Origin of the sequence: Lawsonibacter hominis (genome assembly GCF_014287895.1) — a bacterium.
Taxonomy (GTDB): Bacteria; Bacillota; Clostridia; order Oscillospirales; family Oscillospiraceae; genus Lawsonibacter_A; species Lawsonibacter_A hominis.
Window position 1 is genome coordinate 224,225 of sequence record NZ_JACOPP010000004.1, and the last position, 6,551, is coordinate 230,775.

The following is a 6,551-nucleotide window of genomic DNA, read 5'->3' on the forward strand; positions in this document are numbered from 1 at the left end:
GTCAGTCCTCCGCTTTGCCGTACAGGTCGGTGACCTGCTTGACCACGATTTTGCCCACGTTGTTCTTGGGCACATCGTCCACGAAGGTGATATATTTCGGGATCTTGTAGCGGGCCAGCTTGCCGTCGAGGGCGGAGAGGATCTCCCCACGCGTCAGGGTCATGCCCGGTTTGAGCGAGACCACCGCCTTGCCCACCTCGCCCCACTTCTCGTCCGGGACGCCGAAGACGCAGCACTCCCGCACCGCCTCGATATCATAAAGGGCGCTCTCGATCTCCGGCGGGAAGACGTTCTCTCCGCCGGAAATAAACATATTCTTCTTCCGGCCCACGATATAATAGAAGCCGTCCTTGTCCACCGTAGCCATATCCCCGGTATGGACCCATCCGTCCACCAGGGTGGCGGCGGTCTCCTGGGGGTTTTCCCAGTAGCCGGAGAAGAGCTGCGGGCCGCTCCAAAGCAGCTCGCCCGGGGTGTCGGGGGTGGTGATCTCCCGGCCGTCGTCGTCGATGAGTTTCACCAGAGACAGGTACATGGGTTTGCCCACCGAGGCAAACTTTTCCTCCACCACGTTCTGGGGCACGAACTGGGCCGGGGTGGACAGGTTGTTGGGGCCCGCCTCAGTCATGCCATAGCCCAGGACAAACTTGACGCCCTTATTCCAGAACTCCTGCATGATGTTGATGGGGGTGGGGGCCGCCCCGGCCATGATCCAGCGCAGGCTGGACAGGTCCGCGTCCTTGAATTCGCTGCGCTCCACCATCATGCGGAAAATCGTGGCCGCGCCGAAGAGACAGGTCGTGCGCTCCCGCTGGATGACCTCCAGCGTCTGCTTGGGATCGTAAACCCGGCTCAGGTAGAGCTTTCCGCCTGCGTGGAGCAGCGGCAGGGTGAGCAGGTTCCAGCCCCCGGTGTGAAACAGGGGCAGCAGGATAACGGCGCTGTCGCTGTAGCTCAAGCCCCAGGTGCAGATCTCATTGAAGGAATTGAACAGCTCGCTGCGGTGGCTCACCAGGCCGCCCTTGGGCAGTCCGGTGGTGCCGCCGGTGTGGATGATGAGGTGAATATCCTCCAGCTCCAGTGCGTCGCAGGCCACCAGCGTGTCCGGCTGCCGGGACAGGAGCTCGTCGTACGCCGGATGGCCCTGTTGGCTCTCGCCTCCCAGCACTACGAAGGTCTTCACCGGACACGTCCCCTCCAGCGCCGCCGCGTTGGCTGCAAACACATCCTCGTAAAAGAGCACCTTCGGGCCCTCCCGCTCCATGAGCTGCCCCAGCTCCTTGGCGGACAGCCGGGCGTTATAGGGCACCAGAATGGCCCCCAGCTTTCCGGTGGCGTAATAGGCGTCGATGAGTTCCACCCGGTTCCGGGACAGGAAGGCCACCCGGTCCCCCTTGGCAACGCCGCAGGCCTCTTTTAAATAGTGGGCCAGCCGGTTGGCCCGCCGTTCCAGATCGTCATAGGTATAGACCGCCCCGGTATCCAGATCCTCCACCGCCGCCCGTCCGGGATTCAGCCGTGCGCGGGAAGCGGCATAGTTTCCGATCCATGCATTGGACATATCACATCGCTCCTTATGTTCGGTTCAGGGCCTCTATCGTCCGCACCATCCGGCGGGCCATGCCCTGCATGATCCCCACGCCTTCGCTGTCCCCGTCGGCGTCTACCGCGCCGCCCTTTCCGGCAACGCCTACGTTCCAGTAAGTGTTTCCGGGAATGACGCAGTCGTTGCAGGCCGCCCAGAGCAGCAGCTGCGCGAAGGCAAAGTTCTGGCCCGCCCGCCGGGCCACGGTGACGGGCGCGACCACCTTGCCGGAGAACAGACTCCCCTGCCAGGTATAGCCCTCGTCCGCTTTCTTCATCTCGTTGCACGCCCAGCGGCCGGAGAAACCCGCCCGGTCCAACAGGGCCTTGAGTTCACAGGGAATGGACGCATGATAGGTGGGCGCGCCCAAGAGGATGCCGTCTGCCCGGGCCATCTGCGCCAGGATGGGCTGGAAATCGTCCTCAATGACGCAGCGGCGGGCCTGGACACAGCCGTAACAGCCCTTGCAGCCATGAATGGTCTTGTCGCCCAGCCAGACCAGTTCGGTCTCCGCGCCCAGCGTTTGGGCCTCCTTCAGGGCAAGCTCCAGATAGCGGCGGGTGTTCCCCGACTCCCGGGGGCTTCCGCAAATGGCCAGCAGTCTCATATCGGTTCCTCCAATCGGTTTTGGGAACGTCCCTGCCGGAACCGGCGCCCACACCGGTCCGTCAGCGGACCTCCGGTGATTCGCAGCGCCCGCTCCGTGGCGCCGTCCGCCACCAGGAGGGGCCGTGGGCGGCGCCTCCTGAATGGTCTGTGTGGTGCGGCCGGCCCCACGGAGCGGACACGATACGCGGGGGGAGGGCCGGGCGGCATTGCCGCCCGGCGGAACGGGAAGGCTGTTTTCTTCTTGGGAAGGATCCGAGAAGTCCCGGCCCGTCCTTTGGGTGCAACACTGCGGGCGCACGGGCGGTCTCGTCCTCCCCAGGTTATCACAGCTTCAGCACTGCGTCCAGCTGGGGAGAGAGTTCCTGTTTGGGGACGATGATGGAAACCACCACCGTAACGGCCACCGCCAGGGCGGAGGTGATAAAGTAGCCGGGCAGGGCGCTGGGGAATTTGAATCCAAAGAAGGGGATGATGTTGAAGGCCAGGGAGACGGCTACGCCGCACATGACGCCCTTCTCGTTGCAGCGCTCCCACAGCAGGCCCAGCACAAAGACCGGGAAGGTCCCGGAGACCAGGGTGCCCCAGCCGAAGGTGCCCAGCAGGGCCACCATCTCGGTCGAGTAGATGGACACCACGATGGACACGGCCCCCAGCACAAACATGAAGACGCGGGAGACATTGATCTGCTTTTCCGGGGCAATCTTAATGCCCAGCGCAGAGGTCAGGTCCTTGGAGAGCAGCGTGGAGGAGGAGGTCAGGAACATACTGGCCGAAGACAGCGCGGCGGCCAGTATGGCGGCGTACACCAGCACCTGCGCCCAGATGCCCAGATAATCGGAGAATGCATAGATGGCCTGATCCCCGGAAACCAGCGGGTCGATGGTCCCGGTCGCTACCAGGTACAGCGCGCCGTAGGCCGCCACTACCGCCAGGAAGCCCACGATGGTGTGGGTCACGGCGGTGACCAGCCCGGCCTTAGGCAGATCCCGGGGATTCTTCACCGCGTACATACGGGTGAGCACCTGCGGCTGCCCCACGCAGCCCAGAATGGGGATGAGCATCCAGGTCAGGGAAATTCCGCCGGGCATGGTCCCCCAGGCGTCCAGCAGGGTGGCGCCCAGCGTCTTGGTGACCCCGTTGCTCCCGGTGACCTCCGGGACGGCGGACACGGCCTCCAGCACATTTCCAAAGCCGCCGGTGACCACAAAAAAGGCGATGATGAGCACCAGCCCCGCCAGCACCATGACGAAGCCCTGGAACGCCTGGCTCAGCAGGCCGCCCACTTCGCCCGACAAAGCGGTGTAGACAGTCAGCAGGCCAAAGATCAAAAATCCGGCCACGATGGGCGGGATATCCACCAGCTGGGCGATGAGGGCGCTGCCCGCGGAAATCTGGGCGGCCAGATAGCCCACGCAGCCCAGGCAGATAATAATGGACATGAGGGCTTTGATAAAACGGTTATGGTTGAAGCGCACGTCGCAGATATCGCCCAGACTGGAGATGGGGGCGATCTCGGCCATGGCCCGCACCTTCTTGCCCAGGATGATGTAGCTCATGGCAAAGGCCGCGCCGGAGAGCATCCAGAACGTCATGGCGTTTCCTGAGGTGTAGATGATACCGGGAACGCCCACCAGGGCGAACGCGGAGGCAATGCCCGCCATGGAGGAAAGGCCCACGGCAACCGGGCCGAACATGGCGGTACCGCCGAAATAGGCTTGGGCGGTATTGGCTTTTTTCTTGGCCCAGACGCCGATGCCGAAGGAGACCGCGATCATCAGCGCGGAAAAGGCTGCGATTAAAACGACCGTACTGTGCGGCATATCATTTGACCCCCTTCATTCCCTTGACTTTGTCGCAGAACGCATCCCAGTCCTTCTGGGAGAGCCACTCATCCTGGAGCAGGTAGAGCCCCAAATTCAGGGTGAGCTGTCCGCCGATCCAATACAGGAAGATGGTGGGCGCAAAGGAGGGATGGAAGCCCAGCACCGTAAAGGCGGGCATCCCTCCGGCAAACCGATCGCCGAAGTAGCCCGACAGGATGAAGCTGACCAGCCACAGCGCCGCCCAGATCAGCAGGGGATAGAGCAAAAACTGTTTGGAGACCTTTCCCTGCTTTGCCACGCCCAAGATCATATGCAGGAACATGAGCGCCACGCCCAGGCACATGCCGAGAACAAAGTGTCCTGTGGTTCCCGTGATGATGCAGGCGATCCAGAGGATTGCGATCAGTACGATCAGCAGGGTCTTATGCTTGGAAATGTCCATGCAGATACCTCCTATTCTCTTGTCCTCTTTTTGCTGCGGCCGCCCGCCGGCTGACGGCCGCTTTATGAAACATGAATCATGTTTCATATTCAAGCCAAACATACCACACTCCACCGGCAATGTCAACAAGTATTTTTTTCACCCCGCTCCCGCTCTTGTGTTTTTGACGAATCCCTCAAAAAGGGGACGGCACAGGCCTTTCCCTGTGCCGTCCCCCTTTTTCAGCCGGATTGCCCCAACCGGAAGCAAGCCCTATCGTGCGGATTTTTTCGCCGTACGACTATTTTCGCCCGGTGGATGTAAGAAATCCCACGGCCGTTCCGTTCGCCCTCGTGTCTCCCCTGCGTCAGTCTTCCGGCGGAAAGATCCCGTCAATGATTTTCATCGCCTCGTTTACCACATGATCCAGATCGCGCTCCTCCTTGAAGACCACCCAGTGCAGGCCGATAAAGTTGCTGATGCCCATCAATGCAAAACTGAGCACCTCTGGATCAATGTCGGCCACCTCGCCCTTCTCCCGCGCCTTCTTCAGCTGCCCCACGTAAGCGGCGGAGAAATTGGCATAGTATTCATCGAAAAGGCTCCGGTCAATAAACAGGGACTCCCACGTGATATTGAACACATATTTGTGTTCCGCCACAAAGCCCAGCCAGGCCCGCAGGCCCTCCCGTTCCGCCGAGCGCCGGGTGGTACAGTTGGCCACCGCCAGGCTGATGTGCTTTCGGATCCGATGCCCGTATTGGGACAGCAGGTATTTGTACAGCATCAGCTTGCTCTCAAAGTAAATGTAAAAGGTCCCGGCGCTGACCTTGGCCAGGTTCGTAATGTCGTTGATGGAGGTCTCATAGTAGCCCTTTTCATAGAAAACCTGCTCTGCGGCCTGGCAGATACGGTTCAGGGTCTCCTGTCCGCGGACGGTTTTGGGCTGATTGACCAACGCCTTTTCCGGAGTGATATCCATGCGCAACCTCTTCTGTAACCGTTTTTGTTGCTTTACCCCGGCGCTCGGGCCGGATAAAGCCGCCCTTCGCCGTTGCTCACGGCAGGGCCTAAAATGACAGCGTCCGCGCACAGAGTGCGCGGATGCGCGGCAAACTACCCGTTATTTTGTTATTTTATCATGATGTGAATCAGGTTTCAAGTCCTGTGTTTCCCGATCCCTTTTACTCTATTTGTGCACCACTAAAATCTCCGGCAATTTGACCATATATTGAAAATAGTTTGCCTGCATGATAAAATACATGCAAGTATTAAAAAGTAACAAATCGGAATTTTATAACGAGGTAAAAGAATATGAATTACAAGGGATACGGAAAAGAGAATAGAGATGTAATTATTCTTTTACATGGTGGCGGTTTATCTTGCTGGAATTATCGAGAGGAAGCAGAAACGCTTCAAAATAAATTTCATGTCATTATTCCTATATTGGATGGTCACACAGGAAGTGATAATGGTTTTACAACAATTGAGGATAATGCAAAAGAAATCATTTCCTTTATAGATGAGAAATTTAAGGGTTCTGTGTTGCTAATAGGTGGGTTGTCTCTTGGCGGTCAGATATTGCTTGAAATACTGTCGCAGCGAGGTAATATTTGCGAATATGCAATTGTTGAGAGTACTTTGGTTATTCCTTCAAAGCTCACATATGCTATGATTAAACCAGTGTTTGGAAGTTGTTACGGATTGATTAGACATAAATGGTTCTCAAAATTACAATTTAAGTCGCTTAAAATAAAGCAAGAGTTATTTGACGATTATTATAAAGAAACATGTGGTATTGCAAAACAAAATATGATTGCATTTTTGCAAGCAAATTCTCTGTATTCTATAAAAGAATCAATTGAAACGTGTACAGCAAAAGTCAAAGTATTTGTAGGTGAAAGAGAAAATGCTGCAATGAAAAAATCTGCACAAATAATCAATGAAAAACTGAAAAATAGTTCTTTGCGTGTTATGAGGAAAATGTATCACGGTGGAGGGATATCATAGAAGTGCAGAGAGTAAACACCCAAAAGTGATAGAATAAGAAATACAGGAAGGTGTTTACGATGCGCAAATATGATAAGGAATTCAAAGAGGAAGCAGTCAAGCT

6 protein-coding genes are annotated in these 6,551 nt (G+C 57.1%); 1 reads left to right on the forward strand and 5 read right to left on the reverse strand.

Features of this window, described 5'->3' with window-relative positions; translation table 11 throughout:
* Position 1 precedes the first annotated feature (1 nt).
* The 5 genes from H8S57_RS05095 to H8S57_RS05115 all read right to left on the reverse strand — a co-directional run bounded on the left by H8S57_RS05095 (position 2) and on the right by H8S57_RS05115 (position 5,420).
* Positions 2–1,561 carry an AMP-binding protein gene (locus tag H8S57_RS05095; RefSeq protein WP_186906992.1) on the reverse strand — a complete coding sequence of 520 codons (1,560 nt, stop codon included), beginning with the start codon at positions 1,559–1,561 and terminating at the stop codon, positions 2–4.
* A 13-nt stretch (positions 1,562–1,574) separates the two neighbouring features.
* Positions 1,575–2,192 (reverse strand): flavodoxin family protein, encoded by a 618-nt coding sequence (locus H8S57_RS05100; RefSeq protein ID WP_186906993.1) that lies wholly within the window; start codon positions 2,190–2,192, stop codon positions 1,575–1,577.
* 325 nt (positions 2,193–2,517) lie between these two features.
* The gene (locus H8S57_RS05105) at positions 2,518–4,014 is read right to left on the reverse strand and encodes a sodium:solute symporter family protein (RefSeq protein WP_186906994.1); all 1,497 of its coding nucleotides are present in this window, start codon (positions 4,012–4,014) and stop codon (positions 2,518–2,520) included.
* 1 nt (position 4,015) lies between these two features.
* The gene (locus H8S57_RS05110; RefSeq protein ID WP_186906995.1) at positions 4,016–4,459 is read right to left on the reverse strand and encodes a hypothetical protein; all 444 of its coding nucleotides are present in this window, start codon (positions 4,457–4,459) and stop codon (positions 4,016–4,018) included.
* Between the two features lie 346 nt (positions 4,460–4,805).
* Complete coding sequence (locus tag H8S57_RS05115) at positions 4,806–5,420, reverse strand: TetR/AcrR family transcriptional regulator (RefSeq protein ID WP_186906996.1); 615 nt, start codon at positions 5,418–5,420, stop codon at positions 4,806–4,808.
* Positions 5,421–5,752: 332 nt separating this feature from the next.
* Here H8S57_RS05115 and H8S57_RS05120 point away from each other — a divergent pair, with 332 nt between their 5' ends.
* On the forward strand, positions 5,753–6,448 hold the full coding sequence (locus H8S57_RS05120; protein ID WP_186906997.1) for an alpha/beta fold hydrolase: 696 nt from the start codon (positions 5,753–5,755) through the stop codon (positions 6,446–6,448).
* Positions 6,449–6,551: the final 103 nt, after the last annotated feature.